Genomic DNA, 19472 nt, shown 5'->3' with positions numbered 1-19472 from the left:
TGTTGCTGCACGCTGGTCCTCCGGGGCAGAGCGGTTGTCTTGTCGGTTGACGGCTTACGGGGCTGTGGTGCCGGGGCCGGGCCGGCGCCGGCTCACGACGTGGCAGCGAGCTTCGCGGCCGAGTCCGCGTCGACGCACGCCTGGATCACGGCGTCGAGTTCGCCGTCGAGCACCTGGTCCAAGTTGTACGCCTTGAAGCCGACGCGGTGGTCCGAGATGCGATTCTCCGGGAAGTTGTACGTACGGATCTTCTCGGAGCGGTCGACGGTGCGGACCTGGCTGCGGCGGGCGTCCGCGGCCTCCTTCTCCGCCTCCTCCTGGGCCGCGGCGAGGAGCCTGGAGCGCAGAATACGCATGGCCTGCTCCTTGTTCTGCAGCTGGCTCTTCTCGTTCTGGCAGGAGGCGACGACACCGGTCGGGAGGTGGGTGATGCGGACCGCGGAGTCGGTCGTGTTCACGGACTGGCCGCCCGGCCCCGACGACCGGTACACGTCGATGCGCAGGTCGTTCGGGTTGATCTCCACGTCGATCTCCTCGGCCTCGGGCGTCACGAGGACACCGGCCGCGGAGGTGTGGATACGGCCCTGGGACTCGGTCGCGGGCACGCGCTGCACGCGGTGCACCCCGCCCTCGTACTTCAGCCGGGCCCATACGCCCTGGCCGGGCTCCGGCGTGGCGTTGCCCTTGGTCTTCACGGCGACCTGGACGTCCTTGTAGCCGCCGAGCTCGGACTCGGTGGCGTCGATGATCTCGGTCTTCCAGCCGATGCGCTCGGCGTACCGCAGATACATGCGCAGCAGGTCGCCAGCGAACAGCGCGGACTCGTCACCGCCCGCGCCCGCCTTGATCTCGAGGATGACGTCCTTGTCGTCGCTGGGGTCGCGCGGGATCAGCAGCAGCCGCAGCTTCTCGGTGAGCTCCTCGCGCTGCTGCTCCAGGTCCTTGACCTCGGCGGCGAAGTCCGGGTCGTCGGCGGCGAACTCGCGGGCGGTCTCGATGTCGTCGCCGGTCTGCTTCCAGGAGCGGTACGCGGCGACGATCGGGGTCAGCTCGGCGTAGCGCTTGTTGAGCTTGCGCGCGTTGGCCTGGTCGGCGTGGACCGACGGGTCGGCGAGCTGCTTCTCCAGGTCGGCGTGCTCGCCGATGAGTTCCTCGACCGCCTCGAACATCTCTGAGGGCTCCTAGATCTGCTTCGTACGAAAGGTGAAGTGAAACGACCAAAAACGCCGGTCCCGGCGCACCCTGAGGGCGCGACCGAGGACCGGCGCAGGTGGCTCGCTACTTCTTGGAGCCGGCAGCCTTGCCGAAGCGGGCCTCGAAGCGGGCCACACGGCCACCGGTGTCGAGGATCTTCTGCTTGCCCGTGTAGAACGGGTGGCACTCGGAGCAGACCTCAGCGCGGATGGTGCCGCTCTCGATCGTGCTACGGGTCGTGAACGACGCGCCACAGGTGCAGCTGACCTGCGTCTCGACGTACTGGGGGTGGATGTCGCGCTTCAAGGTGTCTCCTATGTATCGGGAGGACGCCGGGTCGCAGCCGCGGGATGCGGAAGCGTGAACCGGAGCCGACGTACCAGTCTGCCAGGACCGGCCGCATCCCCCAAAACCGGGGTGGGGCCGGATCTATTCCGCGGGCGGTCGGAAGGTCCTAGTTGCTGCTCACCACGGAGCCGGCCGAGCCCTTGTCGCCCGCGGAGTCCTTGACGGCGGAGGCCGGGATGGGCTTGTCGGCCTCGAGCGCGGCCCACACCTTCCGGTCCTGCTTCTCGAGCGGCAGGACGCGGTTGAGGTTGGCGGGGTCGTACTGGACGGGCAGCGTGATCATCTTCATGTCGCCGGCGCCGATGTCCTTGAGCCCGCTCGCGAAACCGGCCAGACCCTTCACGGAGTCCAGGTCGGAGTCGGTGGTGACCGCACTGGTGGCGGTGTCCGCGAGGTCGTAGAGCTTCGTCGGACTGCTGAACACGCCGACCTCCTTGACCTGCTTGATCAGCGCCTTGATGAAGGCCTGCTGCAGCTGGATGCGGCCAAGGTCGCTGCCGTCGCCGACGCCGTGCCGGGTGCGGACGAGACCGAGGGCCTGCTCGCCGGTCAGGGTGTGCTTTCCGGCCTTCAGGTGCAGATGGCTCTTGTCGTCGTTGATGGCCTGCTTGGTGGTGATGTCGACGCCGCCGAGGGTGTCGATGAGCTTCTTGAAGCCCGTGAAGTCGACCTCGATGTAGTGGTCCATGCGGATCCCGGACATCGCCTCGACGGTCTTGACGGCGCAGGCGGGGCCGCCGACCTGGTACGCCGTGTTGAACATCAGTTCACGGCCGCCCGAGACCTTGTCGCCCTTGCTGTCGGTGCAGGTGGGCCGGGTGACGAGGGTGTCGCGGGGTATGGAGACGACGCTCGCCTTCTTGTGGCCCTCGTAGACGTGCACGACCATCGCGGTGTCGGAGCGGGCGGTGCCCTCGTCCTTGCCGTACTCGGAGTTCTTGCCGGAGCGGGAGTCGGAGCCGAGGACGAGGATGTCCATCGAGCCGTTGTCGACGTTCTCCGGCCGGTCGGTGCCGAGCGCGGCGTCGATGTCGACGCCCTGGATGTTGTCGTTGAGCTTGACGTACACGTACCCGAGGCCGGTGCCGCCCAGGATCACCAGGCCCGCCGCCGCCCAAGCGGCTATGACGGCGGCCCTGCTCCGCGTGGAGCGCGGCTTGCGCCGCCGCCCCTTCGCTCGGCGCCTGGTAGTCGAATGCTCGGCGGCCGGCGTGCTGTGGTCGGGCATGTGCTCCTCAGTCCTCGTCGGGTCGGATACCCCCCGCTTTCGGCGTCAGGCCTGGCTTCGTTCGATTTGTCAGACGGGGAAACCGCATGAAGGGTTGCACAACGCACTGTGCCCACCGCGTGCGGCGGTGGGCACAGTGCGTAGTCGGCGGCGCCCGTGTGTCCGGCGCTCACCTGCGATTTCAGCCGAAGATGTCGTAGGCCTGGAAACCGGTGCCGACGCTGATCCTTGTGGCGAAGATCTCGCTGGTGGCCTTGCCGGTGCCCGGGTAGAGGTACAGCGTCCCGCCGGACGTGCGGGCCAGGAAGTCGGCCTTGCCGTCGCCGGTCACGTCACCGACCGCGTCGAAGGCGTTGTAGCCGGTCCAGGAGCTGCGGACCTTGATACGGCTGGAGAAGGCGCCGGAGCCGGACTTGCCCGTGCCCTTGTACAGGTAGACGTCCCCGGTGCTCTTGGAGCGCGCGATCAGGTCGGCCTTGCCGTCGCCGGTGAAGTCGCCGTGGCCGCGCACGGAGTTGTACTGGTTCCAGCCGGAACCGACCTGGACGCGGGTCGAGAAGGTGCCGTTGCCCTTGCCCGGGTAGATCCACAGGATGCCGGCGGAGTCCACGGAGAGCAGGTCCGGCAGGGCGTCGCCGGTGACATCGCCGGGGGCGACGATGCGCGTGCGCGTCTTCCAGTTGCCGAATATCTGGTCGGTGCTCCACTCGCCGGTGGAGGGGATGTAGTGCTCCCAGAACACGGCGCCGTCGGAGCTGCGGCGCACCACGAAGTCCTGGTAGCCGTCCCGGTTGAGGTCGGTCTGCAGGACGACGTTGGTGCCCTTGAAGCTGCCGAGGGACACGCGCGCGGCGAACGAGGTGCCCTTGGAGTCCTTCTCGTAGCCGGTGCCGGTGGACGCGAGACGCACGAACAGGTCGGCCTTGGCGTCACCGCTCAGGTTGGTGTCGTCGATGCGCGGGTACGCGGCGCCGACGTAGGTGCTCACCTTGCTGAAGACGCTGTACGAGCCCTGGGCCACGCAGTCCTCGACGCCCCAGGACACGACACCGACGATGCGGTTGTTCACGACGAGCGGACCGCCGGAGTCGCCGTTGCACGCCGCGGTGGTGCCGTCGTCGCTGCCGGTCGCGGGGGTGCCCGCGCACACCATGTGGCCCTTGATGAAGTTGCTGCCGTAGGCGCCGGTGCAGGTGGTGTCGGACTGGATCGGCAGCGTGGCCGACTTCAGCGTCTCCGAGATGTCCTGGCTGGTGGAGCTGGTGCGGCCCCAGCCGTAGACCTTGGCGCTGGTGCCCGCGGCGTACGAGGCGGTGTCGCCCGACGTCGTCAGCGGGATCGGCTTGGCCGTGATCGGGTTCGGCAGCGTCAGGACGGCGATGTCGTTGTCGATGGTCGACGCGTTGTACGACGAGTGGTTCCACTGGCGCCAGATGCCGGAGACGGTGCCGCCGTGCAGGTCGGTGTTGCCCGCGTCGTCCGTGGTGGGCAGCTGCGCGGTGCCGGTGACGACGGCGCCGTTGGCGTACCAGTTGTAGCCCTTGACGCAGTGGGCGGCCGTGAGGATCTTCGTCGGCGAGACGACGGCGCCACCGCAGAAGAAGCCGATGTCGTCGCTCTCGTCGGTGGTGCCCTTGTCGTCGTAGTACCAGAGCTGGGCCATCCAGGGCGCCGTGCTGATGCTGGTGTCGGTGCCGTTGATGACCTTCGCGTCGACGGTCCCCGTGCTGCTCGAGGTGCTGGAGCCGTCCGTGGTGCTCGAGCTGTACGTCGCCGGGCCCGTCTTGCCGGCCGTGTCGTCACCGGCCAGTGCGCCCGCGACCCGCTCCTTGAGCTCGCTGAGCGTCGGCGATGTGGTGGCGGGCTTGACGGTCGGCGTCGGTGGCGGTGTGGCGGCGTCCGCGGGCGACATCAGCACCGCGGCGGCGACAGCGGCGGCCAGCGTGGCGGCTGCTGCGGGTATGACCATGCGTATGCGGCGTCTGTGCCGACCGCCCCCGGACATACGGGTGTCCACTCAAGTCCCCCCTCAAAGGCAAGAGTTCGGTGGCCGAAGCGCCCGGGACAGATGGCGGGCAGAAGGTGAAGATGCTTCGGCGAAGTGTGCAGAGTGGCGTGATCGTACAACGGTTCCCCACCCATCACAGAGGGCCGCCTCCGTCACATACGTAACGGAGACGGCCCTTTTGCCCGTGCTTTAGCCGCGCCTTGCCGACTATGCGTGTGCGTTGCCGACGTCAGTCGTTGTTGCCCGGCGCCGGCGTCGTCTTCTGGATCTGCAGCAGGAACTCGGCGTTCGACTTCGTCTGCTTCATCTTGTCGAGGAGCAGCTCGATCGCCTGCTGCTGGTCGAGCGCGTGCAGCACCCGGCGCAGCTTCCAGACGATGTTGAGCTCCTCGCCGCTCATCAGGATCTCTTCCTTGCGCGTACCGGACGCGTCGACGTCGACGGCCGGGAAGATGCGCTTGTCGGCGAGCTTCCGGTCGAGCTTGAGCTCCATGTTGCCGGTGCCCTTGAACTCCTCGAAGATCACCTCGTCCATGCGCGAGCCGGTGTCGACCAGCGCGGTGGCCAGGATGGTCAGCGAGCCGCCGTCCTCGATGTTGCGCGCGGCACCGAAGAACCTCTTCGGCGGGTACAGCGCGGTCGAGTCGACACCACCGGACAGGATGCGGCCGGACGCCGGGGCGGCGAGGTTGTACGCACGGCCCAGACGGGTGATCGAGTCGAGCAGTACGACGACGTCGTGACCCAGCTCCACGAGGCGCTTGGCGCGCTCGATGGCGAGCTCGGCGACCGTGGTGTGGTCCTCGGCCGGGCGGTCGAAGGTCGAGGAGATGACCTCGCCCTTGACCGACCGCTGCATGTCGGTGACCTCTTCCGGACGCTCGTCGACGAGGACGACCATCAGGTGGCACTCGGGGTTGTTGTGCGTGATCGCGTTTGCGATCGCCTGCATGATCATGGTCTTGCCGGCCTTCGGCGGCGAGACGATCAGACCACGCTGGCCCTTGCCGATCGGCGCGACGAGGTCGACGATCCGGGTGGTCAGCACGCCCGGGTCGGTCTCCAGACGGAGCCGGTCCTGCGGGTACAGCGGCGTCAACTTGTTGAACTCCGGCCGCCCGCGCCCGGATTCGGGCGCCATGCCGTTGACGGAGTCCAGACGGACCAGCGCGTTGAACTTCTCGCGGCGCTCGCCTTCCTTGGGCTGGCGCACGGCGCCGGTGACGTGGTCACCCTTGCGCAGACCGTTCTTGCGGACCTGGGCGAGGGAGACGTACACGTCGTTGGGACCCGGGAGGTAGCCCGACGTCCGGATGAACGCGTAGTTGTCGAGGATGTCCAGGATGCCCGCGACGGGGATCAGGACGTCGTCCTCGCCGATCTGCGGCTCCTGGACGTCGTCGCGGCCGCGACGGCCCCGGCGGTCGCGGTAGCGGCCGCGGCGGCCACGGCCGCGACCGTCGAAGTCGTCGTCGTCCTGCTGCTGCTGCCGGTCCTGGCGGCCGCCGCCCGGCTGCTGGCGCTGCTGGCCACCGCCGCCCTGCTGCTCATCGCCCTTGCCCCGGCGGTCGCGGTCCCGGCCGCGCCCACGGTCACGGTCACGGTCACGGCGGTCACGGCGGCCCTCCGCGCCGCCGTCCGCGGAACCGTCGCCCTGGCCGTCGGCCTTGGCGGCGCCGGCCTCCGTCTTGGGCTCGGCCTTCGGCTCGGCCACGGCGACGGCGGCCTGGGCCTCGGGGGCCCCGGCCTCGGCGGTGGCGCGACGCCGGCGGCGCTCCCCGACGGGGGCGTCGTCGCTGGCGGGCTGGCCCGGGATCTCGATCTGCTGCTGGGCCACGGCCTTCGCGGCGGCCTTGTCGCCCTCGCCCTTTACGGCCTTCTCGGCCTTGTCACCGGCTGCGGAGTCCTCGCCGGTACGGGCCTTGGAGGTGGCGCGGCGCTTCGGCTTGGTCTCGGTCGAGGCGTCGGCGCTCTTCGCGGAGGCGCCCGAAGCGGCCTGGGAGCCACCCCCGGCCTGCGCCTCCTTGATGACCTCGATCAGCTGGCTCTTGCGCATACGCGCGGTGCCCCTGATACCGAGGCCTGATGCGACCTGCTGCAGCTCGGCCAGCACCATGCCCTCAAGGCCGGTACCGCGGCGCCGCCGGGAGCCGGCACCGGAGGCAGGCGCGGCAGAGGCGTCCGTGGCGGGCGCAGCAGCGGTTTCGACCGTGCTGTCGGCACTCACGCCCATCAGATCGGTGGTGTCGCTCACGAAGGGTCCTTCCCTGGAGCGGACGTCGGCCTGTCTGGCTCGGCGACCGGTTGTGCTGTCCGGCAGGTGGTCCGTGCTGTGTGGACCGTACCGGGGCGGTTGTCCGCCTACGCGGCGGAGAGATATCTGGTGATTGGCGATTTCCGGAGCCGTGCCACCGCTTTCTGTGTCACGCGGCTCGGTCACGCCGGTTTCGGAGCGCCCCCAGCTGACTCCCCCGACTGACGCCGGAGGTGCCCCCAGGAGTTCCCCCGCTCTGCAGGCCGCTCAATACACGGCACTCGGTGCCTGTGCATGAAACTGCTTGGGAGGCATGCGGAGGAGTGTCTGTCCCGGACGGGGACACAAGGCACCTCGCCATGGTGGGGTCGGGTGCAGACTTGAGATTAACACTACCGGATCCAACAAACATTCCCCCTCTCGTAATCCGGCAACCGCGTGTCAGGACGCAAGCGGCAGCACACTCGCTCCGGCGGCGTCGAGGGCCAGCCGGTTGGCCGCCCAGCCCTCCCCCGCCAGTCGGGCGACCTTGTCGGCCGTCTCGCGGTCCGCCAGTGCAAGGACCGTGGGGCCCGCGCCGGAGATCACTGCGGGGACCCCGTCGGCCCGCAGCCGCTCCACCAGGGCGGCGCTCTCCGGCATGGCGGGGGCGCGGTACTCCTGGTGCAGCCGGTCCTCGGTGGCGGGCAGCAGCAGCTCGGGGCGCCTGGTCAGGGCCTCGACGAGCAGGGCCGCCCGGCCCGCGTTGGCCGCGGCGTCCACATGCGGGACGGTGCGCGGCAGCAGTCCGCGTGCGGTCTCGGTGAGCACCGGCTTTCCCGGTACGAAAACCACCGGAACGATGGAATCTGCGGGCTCCATCCTGATCGCCCGGGCCGCTCCGCCCTCCATCCAGGAGAGGGTGAAGCCGCCGAGCAGACACGCGGCGACGTTGTCCGGGTGGCCCTCGATCTCGGTGGCGAGCTCGAGCAGCGCGGCGTCGTCGAGCTTGGTGTCGCCGCCTATGGTCACGGCGCGGGCGGCGACGATGCCGGCGCAGATGGCGGCCGACGAGGAGCCGAGGCCGCGGCCGTGCGGGATGCGGTTGGCGCAGACGACCTCGAGGCCGCGCGGCTGTCCGCCGAGCAGGTCGAAGGCGGTACGCAGCGAGCGTACGAGCAGGTGGCTCTCGTCGCGCGGGAGCGTCTCGCTGCCCTCACCTGCGATGTCGATGTTCAGGCCGGAGTCGGCCACCCGGACGACGACGTCGTCATACAGCCCCAGCGACAGCCCGAGGGCGTCGAAGCCCGGACCGAGATTGGCGCTGGTGGCGGGGACGCGCACCCGGACGGCGGCGGCGCGGAACGCGGGACCGGCCATCGCTCGATGACTCTCCTTGAACTGCGGGGTTTGGTGAGATTTCGATGCACTGCAAGACGTACGGAGAAACCCGAAGGCCGCAACGACGGCGGCTCCGCGGCATATGCGGCGGGGTGGGTTCGGTACAGCCTATCGAAGGAAGGTTCAGTGGCGACATAGGGCGCACAGGAGGCGCACGATGCGTGTCGTAAGCCCCTTGTGCACCCCCCGTGGGCAAATGCCCGGGTCGGAGGGGGTCCGGGTCCGGCTGTTCCCGGACCCGGCCCTGTCCTGCGGGGGCCTGCCGCCCGGCCCCGCAGGGCCTACGCGAGGCCCAGGCGCTCCGCCGCCGCGGCCGCGTCGACCGGGACCGTGACCGGCTGCGGGGCACCCGCAACGGCCCAGTCCGGGTCCTTGAGGCCGTTGCCGGTGACGGTGCAGACGATCTTCTGCCCCGGGTCGACCAGGCCCTGCTCGGCGGCCTTCAGCAGACCGGCGACGGACGCCGCCGACGCGGGCTCGACGAAGACGCCCTCCTGGGAGGCCAACAGCCGGTAGGCGCGCAGAATCTCACGGTCCGTCACCTCGTCGATGAGACCGCCCGATTCGTCCCGCGCGGCCAGCGCGAACTTCCAGGACGCGGGGTTGCCGATGCGAATCGCGGTGGCGATGGTCGACGGGTCCTTCACGACCTCGCCACGCACGATCGGCGCGGAGCCGGAGGCCTGGAAACCCCACATTCGAGGGGTCTTCGTGGCGATCTTGTCGGCGGCGTACTCGGTGTAGCCCTTCCAGTACGCGGTGATGTTGCCCGCGTTGCCCACCGGCAGGACGTGGATGTCGGGCGCGTCGCCGAGCATGTCCACGATCTCGAAGGCCGCGGTCTTCTGACCCTCGATACGCACCGGGTTGACCGAATTGACCAGCGCCACCGGGTAGTTCTCGGACAGCGCGCGGGCCAGGGTCAGGCAGTCGTCGAAGTTGCCGTCGACCTGCAGGATCTTCGCGCCGTGCACGAGGGCCTGGCCCATCTTGCCGAGCGCGATCTTGCCCTGCGGCACGAGGACGGCGCTGACCATGCCGGCGCGCACGGCGTAGGCGGCGGCCGACGCCGACGTGTTGCCGGTGGAGGCGCAGATGACGGCCTGTGCGCCCTCCTCCTTGGCCTTGCTGATGGCCATGGTCATGCCGCGGTCCTTGAAGGACCCGGTCGGGTTTGCACCCTCGACCTTGAGGTGGACCTCGCAGCCCGTGCGCTCGGAGAGCACCTGCGCGGGCACGAGCGGCGTACCGCCCTCGCGGAGCGTCACGACCGGCGTGCTGTCGGAGACCGGCAGCCTGTCCCGGTACTCCTCGATGATTCCGCGCCACTGGTGGGTCATTGCTGGTTACTCTCCTTCAACCCGCATGATGCTGGCGACACCCCGCACGGTGTCGAGGTTGCGCAGCGCCTCGACGGTCCCGCTGAGGGACGCGTCGGACGCACGGTGGGTGACGACGACGAGCGAGGCGTCGCCGTCCTTGCCCTGCTGGCGCACGGTGTCGATCGATACGCCGTGCTGGGCGAAGACCGTCGCGACCTGGGCGAGGACGCCCGGTTTGTCGGCCACGTCGAGGCTGATGTGGTAGCGCGTGACGACCTCGCCCATCGGCGAGACCGGCAGCTGCGCGTACGCGGACTCGCCCGGTCCCGTGGACTCGGCGAGCTTGTTGCGGCATACGGCGACGAGGTCGCCGAGGACGGCCGACGCGGTCGGGGAACCGCCCGCGCCGGGCCCGTAGAACATCAGCTGACCTGCGGCGTCGGCCTCGACGAAGACGGCGTTGTAGGCGCCGCGGACGGACGCGAGGGGGTGGCTGAGCGGGATCATCGCCGGGTGGACGCGGGCGGTGACGGACTCGCCGTCGGCGGCCCGCTCGCAGATGGCGAGCAGCTTGATGGTGCAGCCCATCTGTTTCGCGGATGCGAAGTCCGCGGCGGTGACCTCGGTCATGCCCTCGCGGTACACGTCGTCGAGGCGTACGCGCGAGTGGAAGGCGATGCCGGCGAGGATCGCGGCCTTGGCGGCGGCGTCGAATCCCTCGACGTCGGCGGTCGGGTCGGCCTCCGCGTATCCCAGGGCGGTGGCCTCGTCGAGCGCCTCCTGGTACCCGGCGCCCGTCGTGTCCATCTTGTCGAGGATGAAGTTGGTGGTGCCGTTGACGATGCCGAGGACCCGGTTGACCTTGTCGCCCGCGAGGGACTCGCGCAGCGGCCGGATCAGCGGGATGGCGCCGGCGACGGCGGCCTCGTAGTAGAGGTCCCGACCGTGCTCCTCGGCGGCCGCGTGGAGGGCCGCCCCGTCCTGGGCGAGCAGCGCCTTGTTGGCGGAGACGACAGACGCGCCGTGTTCGAAGGCGGTGGTGATCAGCGAGCGGGCGGGCTCGATGCCGCCGATGACCTCGACGACGACGTCGATGTCGCCCCGTTTGACCAGGGCGGTGGCATCCGTGGTGATGAGCGCCGGGTCGATGCCCTCGCGGACCTTGGAGGGCCGGCGGACCGCCACGCCCGCGAGCTCCACGGGGGCTCCGACCCGCGCGGCGAGGTCCTCCGCGTGCGTCGTCATGATGCGTGCCACCTCTGAGCCGACGACCCCACAGCCCAGCAGCGCCACCTTCAGCGGACGCGTACGCATCATCCGACCTCACTTCTCATACATCTACGGTTGGACCAGTCTCACCCAACGGACCGGATTTTCTGCCCCTCGTCCGGATCGTGAGACGTTTATTTCATTTTCCCGGCGCCGGAAATCAGGAGATCTTTCTCCGGCACCGCGCATTTCGGCGGCGTTCTGCCGTGCCCGGCGGGCGGCCGGCGAAAGGTGTACCGGCCGCCGGCCGTCCTGCGGTCAGGCCCCCGACCGGTCATCCGACGTCGAGCCGAAGCAGATCCTCCTCCGTCTCCCGGCGGACGATCACCCGGGCCTCACCGTCGCGCACGGCGACGACGGGCGGGCGAAGTGCGTGGTTGTAGTTGCTCGCCATGGAACGGCAGTACGCACCGGTAGCCGGTACGGCGATCAGGTCGCCGGGCGCCAGGTCGGCGGGCAGGAAGGCGTCGCGTACGACGATGTCGCCGCTCTCGCAGTGCTTGCCGACGACACGGACGAGCATGGGAGCGGCATCCGAGGTCCTGGAGACGAGCGCGACGCTGTACTCGGCGTCGTACAGCGCGGTGCGGATGTTGTCCGACATGCCGCCGTCCACGGACACGTACGTGCGCAGCCCGTCGAGCGGCTTGATGGTGCCGACCTCGTAGAGCGTGAAGGCGGTCGGGCCGACGATGGCGCGCCCGGGCTCGACGGAGATACGAGGAGTCCGGAGCCCGGCGGCCTCACACTCCCGGGTGACGATCTCACCGAGCGCCTTGGCGATCTCGTGCGGCTCGCGCGGGTCGTCGTCGGAGGTGTAGGCGATGCCGAGACCGCCACCGAGGTCGATCTCGGGCAGCTCGACGCCGTGCTCGTCCCGGATCTCGGCGAGCAGCGAGACCACACGCCGGGCGGCGACCTCGAACCCGGCCATGTCGAAGATCTGCGACCCGATGTGCGAGTGGATGCCGACCAGCTCGAGCCCGTCGAGCTTGAGCGCGCGCCGCACGGCCTCAGCGGCCTGCCCGTCGGCGAGACCGATGCCGAACTTCTGATCCTCGTGGGCGGTGGCGATGAACTCGTGCGTGTGCGCCTCGACGCCGACGGTCACCCGGATCAGCACACGCTGCCGCTTGCCGAGCCGCTCGGCGATGTGCGCGACCCGCACGATCTCCTGGAAGGAGTCGAGAACGATGTGCCCGACACCGGCCGAGACGGCCGTCTCGATCTCCTCGGCGGACTTGTTGTTGCCGTGGAAGGCGATGCGCTCGGCCGGCATCCCGGCGGACAGGGCGGTGGCGAGCTCGCCGCCGGAGCAGACGTCGAGGTTGAGCCCTTCCTCGTTCAGCCAGCGCACGACGGCCCGCGACAGGAACGCCTTGCCGGCGTAGAACACGTCGGCGTCCTCCCCGAAGGCGGTACGCCAGGCCTGGGCCCGCGCCCGGAAGTCGGCCTCGTCGATGAAGTACGCGGGCGTACCGAACTCCTCGGCGAGCCGCGTCACGTCGATGCCACCGACGCTGACGGCGCCGTCTGCGGTCCGGGCGACGGTCCGGGACCAGACCTTGGGGTCGAGGGCGTTGAGATCGGCGGGCGGCGCGGTGTAGTGCCCCTCGGGCAGGACGTCGCCGTGGCGGGGGCCGGCGGGATGTGCGGAACGGCTCATGTCTGTTCTTGCGCTCTCTCGTACGTCACGTGGTCGTGTCCCACGTGGTCAGACGTGTTCGGGTGCATCGATACCGAGCAGGGACAGGCCGCCGGCCAGCACCGTCCCGGCGGCTTCGGCAAGGGCGAGCCGGGCGCGGTGGGCGGCCGAGGGTTTCTCGTCGCCGAGCGGCAGGACGCGCGTGGCGTCGTGGAACCGGAAGAACGCATCGGCGGTGGCGACGAGGTGCCGCGCGAGACGGTCGGGAGCGCGGTTGCGGGCGGCGGTGGCCAGGACTACGGGGTAGTCGGCCAGGGCGGTGAGGAGGTCCTGCGCCTCGGGCGTGTCACCCACATGGCCGGGCTGGGGATGGAAGCCGAGCTGGTCGGCGCCGCGCACGAGGGCCCGGGCGCGGGAGTGCGCGTACTGGACCCGGAAGAGGGGGTTGCTCTCGCGCTGGACGAGGTGGTCGGGGGTGAGGCGGGGGCGGTCGTGGGCGGGGGAGTGGAGTAGGGCCCAGCGGGTGGGGTCGGGGCCGAGGGGGGTGGCGGGGGGTGGAGGCGCTGGGACGGGGTGGAGGTTTGCGGGCTGAACAGGGTCTTCGGCGGTTCGGCCGGACGGGTCTTCGGTTCCGCCGGGAGTACCGCCGGGCGGGACCTGGAGGACGTCGACGTGGCCGCCCAGGGCGGCGACGATGCGCGAGACGGCGTCGGCGACGACTTCGGCCCGCGGTTCGTGCGCGGGGATACGGAGTTCAATCCGCTCGCCGTCGAGGGCGAGGCTGTGCCCGTACCGGAGCCCTTGGGAAAGGACGTCACGTACGAGCGCGGCGTCGGCTCCGTCGAGGGTGAAGTTGAGGAACCCGGGTCCGGTGATCTCGACGCCGGCGACCCCGGGGGCGCTGTGCACCCTGTCTTGCAGAATCCGGTCCCGCAGAATCTCGGCGACCTGCCGGGGCGGCGCGCCGGCGTCACGGGCGAGCTGCAGGGCGACGTTGCTGGAGTAGTCCCCGCTCCCACCCGGCCGGGGCCGCTCGATCACGACCCGTGCGGGCACGACCACGGTCAGCTCCCCGTCGTCCACAGCACGACGTACCGCGCGCAGCACGGTACGGGAGAGCTCGACGGGGGTCACGGGGACAAGCGTATGGGAGGAGGGGGGTGGGTAGGCGAGTTGGTTTCGGAGGTTCCGGAATGTGGACTCGTGGCCGGAGGCCCGAAGTAGTGGTCAGAAGTCCGAAGTAGTGGCCAGAGAGCCGAATCAGAGGAGATCCGAATGGTGAGGGGCTCCTGATCAGCCACCTGGGTGCCCAGCGCGCTGAGCCTCAGCCCCGGCCTCCGCGTCCGCGCCGGCCCCATCGTCGGTCGCGCCCACCCCGGGCTGATCCCCCAGCTGGGAGTCCTCGCCCCGGGAGCCGCCACCACCACGCCACTCGCGCTCCATCAACTGCCGGACGGTCTGTACGAGTTCGGCGGGCTCGAAGGGCTTGGCGAGGAAGGCGTCCACGCCGATGTCGAGCCCGTTCTCCACCTCGTACTGCGTACAGGCACTGACGATCACGAGGGGAAGGTCCCGCGTACGAGGCTCGGAACGCAGCCGCGCGGCGGTGCGGAGCCCATCGAGGCGGGGCATGACGACATCGAGCGTGATGACGTCGGGGCAGACCTGCTGGACGACGTCGAGGCACTCGGCACCATCGGCCGCGGTCACGACCTCGAAGCCCTCCAGCTCGAGGTTGACCCTGATCAGCTGCCGGATGACCTTGTTGTCATCGACAACAAGCACCCGACCCGACGCGCCTGGCACACATCGAGGGTAGGTCCGCCCACGCCGCCGCGTCCGGGTTTTCCCTACTTCCGCCCCTTGCGGGGAAAGGCCCGTACGTGTGGCCGACACCACGCTGTGCGACGAACCCATAACACAGCGGGACGAACCGGGAACCGACTGCACCCGTCGCGCACGGCCCGCGCCCGCTCCGCACGCAGAGGAAATACCTGTTCATGAGGACCCCCCAAGAGCTGGTAGGGTTCTACCCGTCGCCGCCACACAGCGACCGACACGCCCCCGTAGCTCAGGGGATAGAGCAACGGCCTCCGGAGCCGTGTGCGCAGGTTCGAATCCTGCCGGGGGCACCCTTGATGAGGTGCCCAAAGACCCCGCCATCAGCGCTTTTGCTGAGGACGGGGTCTTCGTGTGTGCGCAGCCGTATGCCGCTCGGAGCGGCCGTATGTCGGGGTCCGTGGACGAGCTGTGGACGGGATCTTGGAACATCGCCGCAGGTGGAGACCCAGAAACGCCAGCCCTCTGTAACCAAGCGCCAGCAGCCTCAGACATGAGGCGCGCTACGCCATTCGTAATCGAAGCAGGTCCTTGATGCGTCGATAGGTGGCCTCCTCAGGCAGACGAGGACGGGCTTCCTGTGAAGGTGCTCTCGTGCCACGCCTCGTAGCCTGGCGATCTCCTAGAGCGGAAGCTCAGCGAGATCGAGTTCTCTACTCTCCTGCCATGGCATCCGACCTGACGCCCCAAAGTGTTCTGCGGCAGTGGCTGTTGACCACGCTCGGCGAACTAGGAGGCAGTGCATCTACCGGCCACGCCCTCCGCCAGATGGAACAACGCTACGGATCACACCTAACGCCTGGCGACAGAGAGGGAACGGAACGCGACAATGAGCCTAAGTGGCACAACAGGACCAGGTTCGAGCGGAAGAAGATGGAGCGCGAAGGCCTCCTAATACCCGCCCGAGAGTCGCGGGGCGTATGGAAGCTGACGGAAGCCGGTTCGGACGAATACCGGCGAAGTCGAGGCCCGGGCACCACCCCGGCGCAGTCGGCGACACGGCCGCGAAGCGTCGAATCACCCATGCTTCCGGCCCAACCGGACGGGACTCAATCTCCAACACGTGTCGAGGTAACTACTCAACGCATAGTTCGAAGCACTGCGGTTGCCGAGTACGTGAAGCGCCTCCATGACAGCACATGCCAGATATGTGGCACCCGACTCGTCACACCGACGGGCGCCTATGCGGAGGCCGCTCACATCCAACCGTTGGGGCGTCCACATGAAGGCCCTGATGTGCCTTCGAACGTGCTCTGCCTGTGCCCTAACCATCACGTTCTGTTCGATCTTGGGATGCTGCATATAAGTGACGATCTTGCTGTCATCGATCAGCATTCGGGTACGCCCCTAGGGCGACTCACAGAGCGCCCCGGGCATCAGATCGAGCGTTGCTATCTGGCGTACCACCGGACTCATCATCTTCGAAGCGACAAGCAAGATCGGTGACTCCAAGGGCTGCCTACATGCATGTCCACAGGGATGCGGTTGATCTACGAGTGAGGCCCCTGGACAGCTCCAGGGGCCTTGGATTAGCAGCCAACTACTCGTATTCGCGGAGCAGGTCCTCGATGCGGCGGTTGGCGACCTCTTGGCGCCCGTCGAGACACTTCGCGTAGCGAGTCAGCAAGACCTCCACGCTGTTGCCGGCGCGCTCGGCGACCTCGGTCGGATCGACCCCGGCATTGAGCCACGTCGAGAGGGCCGAGTGCCGAAGGTCGTACGGCCGACGCGCGAGCGGCGAGGCCGCCACGGCCGGCGGCAGCGCTAGGAGCCGGGCCTCCTGCCACACGCGGTAGTACGTCGAGGAAGGCACAACCGCGCCCTTCTCCGAGAAGAAGAGCCGCCCGTCCTCGGCCGTGCCGAAGGTGTCGAGGTGTTCTCGGAACGCGGCGACGAGCTGGGGCGGAATGGGCACGCGCCGGACGTCCTCGCTCGGCCGATTCTTGAGCCCGCGGTCGTCGTGGGTCTCCCCCGAGTCGGTCCACTGCTTTCCAGCCGAGGGCCGGGTCCTGTGGAGCAGAGCCGAGCCCCACCCCGTCTTGGGGAGGACAAGGTCAGTCTCCGCCAGGCCGACCGCTTCGGCGGGCCGGAGGCCACCGAAGTACATCGCGGCGAACAGGCCGACCAGACGCCGGCCACGAGCCCGCCTATAGCCGCCAACGTACGAGACGGCCGCCAGGAGGTTCCGAGCCTGCTCCGGATTCGCCACGACACGCGGATCCACCTGATTGGACACCTTGGGCTTCTGCCACCGGACAGCCGAAATGGGGTTCTCGCGGAACTCCCCCAGGTCAACCGCATAGTTCGCAGCATTGACGAGTGTCCGCCGCTTACGACGCACCGTTTCCGCGGCCGCCGCGGTGCCGTCGAGCTTGAGTTTCAGCGAGTCGAGCACGGCGCGGGCCGTGGCGGGATCAGCCAGGTCTGCGAGCGGGCGAGACGCCTTGGCGACCCAATGCAGAACGTTCCGGGCCTCGTCCGGCAAGTCCCGATCGTCGGGGCCGGGGAGGACAAACGCCCAGTTCCGCAGGGCTTTGCGGATCACGTCATCAGACGGCTGTCCCGGACGCTCATCGAGGAGGGCCACCGTAACGCTGGTCAGTGATTCATTGATCGCATCGCGCGTGTTGGGGGCAGCGTGCGGCCACTTCATGGCGAGGTACTTCAGTGCGAAGGCGTACCACGAAAGCGTGGCTTTCTGCTGCTCCATCGAAGCCGGGAGCCCCGACTCTGTGTCGAACTCCTCGCCCTCGCGCATGGCCCGCATGAGCTTGGCCCGATAGTGCTCGGCGAGCGCCTTGGTCCGGAATGTCTCGGAGAAGACGTTCCCGGCCACGTTCCAGCGGGCGCCGTACGAGGGCGTCTTGGTGTCCCGCTTGCGGACACCCCAGACCTTTACGTCGAGCGACTTCACGCAGCCGCCTCCAACTGCCGCAGCCAAGTGCGGAAGTCGCTCCGCCAGACCCGCAGCTCACCGTTGGGGAGCTTGAACGCGGCTGGCCCCTGCCCCAGCTCGCGCCACCGGTAGAACGTACGCCGGGAAACGCCGCCGAGCTCGGCGAGGATCTGCGGGACGGTCATCAGCTCGTCATTCACGTCAGGCTCCTTCCAGGGCGGCGAGTTCTTCGCGGGCGGTTTCGCGGTTGAGTTGGATGTCGCGGGCGATTGTGGCGGCGAGGGCGGATTCGCCCGGTGTGTGGCCGTGGCCGGCGTACTGCCAGTCGGCAAGGACGAGCACGGTGTCTGGCTCGCGGTCGTCGAAGCCGAGGGCTTCGCGTTCCTGGGCGGCGCGGTAGTCGGCGCGTGCCTGGCGAAGTTCGCTGAGGGTGGTGGAGTAGCGCCGAGACTTTGAGGAGAAGTGGCCGCGGAAGCCGAGCATGTGTGCCCATGCCCACAGCCGCCGGTCCGGGTAGAGCGGGTCGAGCATCTTGCACGCCTCGATGAGGCGGCGGGCATGGTCGGGTACCTGGTAGCGGTCGAGCTCGGCCAGCTCGCCGATACGGCGGTCTAACGTGCCGGTGTTCTCAGCGGCCTTGGTCGCGTACTTGGCGACGTACGAGGCCACCGCCTGCTCGGTGATGTCGGAGCCGTCCCCCAAGGCCTTCACGGGCCGCACGTCGAGCTGGGCGCCCCAACGGAAGGTGCGGGCGGGTTGGTCGGCGGCGGCCGGAACGGAGACAGACGTGTAGCTGTGCTGGACGGCCGCACGGATCGCGTTGGCGAGCAGGTCGACGCCGGCCCAGGACGGCGGCGGAGTGTCGGGGCCGTCCGGACCGTCGAGGCGGATGACGGCGTGGAAGTGGACGGCGCCGCGCTTTTGGAACTCCGCGACCTTTCCGTACGACAGGCGTGCGGTGTCGGTCAGCTCGCGTTGGGTGATCCCGGCGCGGGCGGCGATCTCACGGCGCAGCCTGTTGACGAACCGGTGCCACAGGTCGCCCGCGTGGTTGTTGAAGAGCACCGCCCCGGCGTAGTCGTACGTGACCGGGTCGAGCGCCGTGCCGAGCGCCGGATCGTCGGCAGCGTGCCGTGTTCCGCAGCGGCATGCCCCACGGTCAGGCCGGTTGTGAACGGGGCCGAAGGAGGGGGCAGTGAGGGTGGCGAAGACGCGGGGGTGGTCGCGGACTGTGGACGGAATGTCGCGGCTGTCGTCACCGGCCAGACCCGCGCGAATGAGGTGGTACGTGTCTCCGGCGTAGGTCCAGGCACAGGCGGGGCAACGAGAGGCGCGGCGGTTACCACAGGCGACACGGAGGCGCCCGCCCGGCTCGGACTCGGTCGTGTAGTGGTGCAGGGTCTCGCCGGTCGTCTTGTCCTTGTGGAGCGTCCAGCCGATGAGGTGGATCGGGTTGGCGCAGCCGCCAGTGCGGCGGATCTGGTCTTGCCAGCGGTCGAAGCCCGGGGACCCGGCCACCCGGAGGAGATCCCCCAGGGTGATCGGGTCCAGGTCCGCGAAGGTCGCGGAGTCGGTCATGCGCTCACCTCTGGCAGAGCCGTCATGCTGTCCAGCTCGCGAGCGGCCTCACCGGCAGCGGTGGCGAGGGCGCGCAGCGCATCGGCAGTGCCGGGGATGGCGATGAGCGCGATCTCTACCGTGCCGCCGCCGATGCGCAGGGTCACGAAGCGACCCCCGCTATTGGCGCCCTTGTCCGGGAAGGAGGCAACGCGAGTGCGGGTGTCGGGTTCGAGGTGCGCGGTGATGGTGAGGTCGTTCATGCCCGACCCCCAGTGAGGGTGGCGGTGCGAGCGGGCAGGGTGCCGGTGCCGTGGCAGTCGCGGCAGTGGACGGTGATGGTGCGCCGGTGGCCGCGGGAGTTGCGGACTCCGAGGGAGATGGCGGCGGAGGCGAATCCGTCGCAGGCCGGGCAGATACGGGCCGGCGGCCGGGTGTGGTCGGTCATGATGGTGCTTCCTTCCGGATCTGTGGTTCGGACAGGGGCACGGCTTCCGGGGCGGCGCGATGCTTGGCGGCTTGGGCCGCCCCG

The 19472-nt window shown here is 69.2% G+C and carries 17 protein-coding genes and 1 tRNA gene; 2 read left to right on the top strand and 16 right to left on the bottom strand.

Annotated features, from left to right (window positions below; all coding sequences use genetic code 11):
• Positions 1 to 92 precede the first annotated feature (92 nt).
• From prfA to ABT009_RS16060, 11 genes are all read right to left on the bottom strand, one after another.
• Positions 93 to 1169 (bottom strand): peptide chain release factor 1, encoded by a 1077-nt coding sequence (gene prfA / locus ABT009_RS16110; protein WP_351294123.1) that lies wholly within the window; start codon positions 1167 to 1169, stop codon positions 93 to 95.
• A 109-nt stretch (positions 1170 to 1278) separates the two neighbouring features.
• Complete coding sequence (gene rpmE / locus ABT009_RS16105; RefSeq protein ID WP_351294120.1) at positions 1279 to 1500, bottom strand: 50S ribosomal protein L31; 222 nt, start codon at positions 1498 to 1500, stop codon at positions 1279 to 1281.
• 148 nt (positions 1501 to 1648) lie between these two features.
• The gene (locus tag ABT009_RS16100; protein WP_351294117.1) at positions 1649 to 2770 is read right to left on the bottom strand and encodes an LCP family protein; all 1122 of its coding nucleotides are present in this window, start codon (positions 2768 to 2770) and stop codon (positions 1649 to 1651) included.
• 181 nt (positions 2771 to 2951) lie between these two features.
• Entirely contained in the window at positions 2952 to 4739 is a 1788-nt protein-coding gene (locus tag ABT009_RS16095; protein WP_351294114.1) for a trypsin-like serine protease, read from the bottom strand.
• Positions 4740 to 5007: 268 nt separating this feature from the next.
• On the bottom strand, positions 5008 to 7032 hold the full coding sequence (gene rho, locus ABT009_RS16090) for a transcription termination factor Rho (protein WP_351294111.1): 2025 nt from the start codon (positions 7030 to 7032) through the stop codon (positions 5008 to 5010).
• Between the two features lie 441 nt (positions 7033 to 7473).
• Positions 7474 to 8391, bottom strand: a complete 918-nt coding sequence (gene thrB, locus ABT009_RS16085) for a homoserine kinase (RefSeq protein WP_351294108.1) — start codon at positions 8389 to 8391, stop codon at positions 7474 to 7476.
• 302 nt (positions 8392 to 8693) lie between these two features.
• A complete protein-coding gene (thrC, locus tag ABT009_RS16080; protein WP_351294105.1) occupies positions 8694 to 9752 on the bottom strand; it encodes a threonine synthase in 1059 nt (352 codons plus the stop codon).
• Positions 9753 to 9758: 6 nt separating this feature from the next.
• Positions 9759 to 11051 carry a homoserine dehydrogenase gene (locus ABT009_RS16075; protein WP_351294102.1) on the bottom strand — a complete coding sequence of 431 codons (1293 nt, stop codon included), beginning with the start codon at positions 11049 to 11051 and terminating at the stop codon, positions 9759 to 9761.
• A gap of 226 nt (positions 11052 to 11277) precedes the next feature.
• The gene (lysA, locus tag ABT009_RS16070) at positions 11278 to 12669 is read right to left on the bottom strand and encodes a diaminopimelate decarboxylase (RefSeq protein ID WP_351294099.1); all 1392 of its coding nucleotides are present in this window, start codon (positions 12667 to 12669) and stop codon (positions 11278 to 11280) included.
• A gap of 48 nt (positions 12670 to 12717) precedes the next feature.
• The gene (gene nrtL, locus ABT009_RS16065; protein WP_351294096.1) at positions 12718 to 13782 is read right to left on the bottom strand and encodes an ArgS-related anticodon-binding protein NrtL; all 1065 of its coding nucleotides are present in this window, start codon (positions 13780 to 13782) and stop codon (positions 12718 to 12720) included.
• 159 nt (positions 13783 to 13941) lie between these two features.
• Positions 13942 to 14454, bottom strand: coding sequence for a response regulator (locus ABT009_RS16060; protein ID WP_351294093.1), 513 nt, complete (start codon positions 14452 to 14454; stop codon positions 13942 to 13944).
• 254 nt (positions 14455 to 14708) lie between these two features.
• Here ABT009_RS16060 and ABT009_RS16055 point away from each other — a divergent pair.
• Positions 14709 to 14780, top strand: a tRNA-Arg gene (locus ABT009_RS16055).
• 373 nt (positions 14781 to 15153) lie between these two features.
• On the top strand, positions 15154 to 15933 hold the full coding sequence (locus ABT009_RS16050) for an HNH endonuclease (protein ID WP_351294090.1): 780 nt from the start codon (positions 15154 to 15156) through the stop codon (positions 15931 to 15933).
• Between the two features lie 94 nt (positions 15934 to 16027).
• On the opposite strand, the gene ABT009_RS16045 is transcribed toward ABT009_RS16050, so the two are convergent.
• The 5 genes from ABT009_RS16045 to ABT009_RS16025 are packed head-to-tail and all read right to left on the bottom strand — an operon-like array spanning position 16028 to position 19388.
• Positions 16028 to 17401, bottom strand: coding sequence for a tyrosine-type recombinase/integrase (locus tag ABT009_RS16045; protein WP_351294088.1), 1374 nt, complete (start codon positions 17399 to 17401; stop codon positions 16028 to 16030).
• Entirely contained in the window at positions 17398 to 17568 is a 171-nt protein-coding gene (locus tag ABT009_RS16040; protein ID WP_067277791.1) for a helix-turn-helix transcriptional regulator, read from the bottom strand. Before ABT009_RS16040 ends, ABT009_RS16045 begins: the two co-directional genes overlap by 4 nt.
• A 16-nt stretch (positions 17569 to 17584) precedes the next feature.
• Positions 17585 to 18961 (bottom strand): replication initiator protein RepSA, encoded by a 1377-nt coding sequence (repSA, locus tag ABT009_RS16035; protein WP_351294085.1) that lies wholly within the window; start codon positions 18959 to 18961, stop codon positions 17585 to 17587.
• Positions 18958 to 19203 (bottom strand): hypothetical protein, encoded by a 246-nt coding sequence (locus ABT009_RS16030; RefSeq protein WP_351294082.1) that lies wholly within the window; start codon positions 19201 to 19203, stop codon positions 18958 to 18960. Before ABT009_RS16030 ends, repSA begins: the two co-directional genes overlap by 4 nt.
• The gene (locus ABT009_RS16025; protein WP_351294079.1) at positions 19200 to 19388 is read right to left on the bottom strand and encodes a hypothetical protein; all 189 of its coding nucleotides are present in this window, start codon (positions 19386 to 19388) and stop codon (positions 19200 to 19202) included. Before ABT009_RS16025 ends, ABT009_RS16030 begins: the two co-directional genes overlap by 4 nt.
• Positions 19389 to 19472: the final 84 nt, after the last annotated feature.

The organism is Streptomyces sp. NPDC002896 (assembly GCF_040295225.1).
Taxonomy (GTDB): Bacteria; Actinomycetota; Actinomycetes; order Streptomycetales; family Streptomycetaceae; genus Streptomyces.
The sequence above is the reverse complement of the archived record's forward strand: the minus strand, read 5'-3'. Positions and strand labels throughout refer to the sequence as shown.